A 747-nucleotide genomic window follows, 5' to 3' on the forward strand; every position below is an offset into this window, starting at 1 on the left:
CGTCGTCGTCGAGGGCTTGTTGTCGCCCCTCACTGATCACATGACAGGCCTGAACATTCTACACGATGGCGGATTCACTCGGGCTTATTGAGGACGCCCTGGGCGCGATTGCGGGGCTGACCTTCCAACTTGTCCGTGATTGCCTGATTCGCGGTCTTTCAGCCTGAGCTGCCCCACACGTCGGGTACCAAGTGTCAGGCTTTTACCACTAGACTGTCTGTTCCTAACGCGCGCCACAACGAGGTCCCCATTAGTAGGCGCTAGACGGTACCGGAAGTGATTGCGGATGTGGTCATTGAAATAGCGGCCCTTCGCAAAGGCCGCTTTGAACGCGGCGAAGGTTTCCGGCGGCACGCAGTCAACGATCTAGGTGACGACGTGTTCCAGGTCCCTTCACGCTTCATGCGAAGGCAAAGCCGCGGGCTTGGCAACCGCCGACGAGCCTATCAGGCAAAACAACAGCGCCAACACTAGGGCGAGCGCAAGCGCGCGGTGTAAGTATTCCCATAGACGCCGATGATAAATCAGACGCCGCATGCCCGCCAGCGCTTTAGTTAGCAACCGCTTAAAGCTCTCTGGACTCTCCTTTGCGGTGAAGGCATTCTCCCGTTGGGGAGAGCAGGCGTGGGGAAAGCCAACCGTTACCAAGGCGCCGATCAGGCTAACCGGTGGCGAAAGCGCATCGGAAGGAGGCCGTCACGGCGACTTCCGCGCCCTATTCTCGGGCTGCTATTCCTGAGCGTGGGT

The 747-nt window shown here is 59.0% G+C and carries 1 protein-coding gene; it reads right to left on the reverse strand.

Annotation, left to right across the window (positions count from 1 at the left end):
- Nucleotides 1-84: 84 nt before the first annotated feature.
- Nucleotides 85-354 (reverse strand): KTSC domain-containing protein, encoded by a 270-nt coding sequence (locus EN807_RS37570; RefSeq protein WP_281405237.1) that lies wholly within the window; start codon nucleotides 352-354, stop codon nucleotides 85-87.
- Nucleotides 355-747: the final 393 nt, after the last annotated feature.

The organism is Mesorhizobium sp. M5C.F.Ca.ET.164.01.1.1, assembly GCF_004792125.1.
In the GTDB taxonomy this organism is placed as follows: domain Bacteria; phylum Pseudomonadota; class Alphaproteobacteria; order Rhizobiales; family Rhizobiaceae; genus Mesorhizobium; species Mesorhizobium wenxiniae.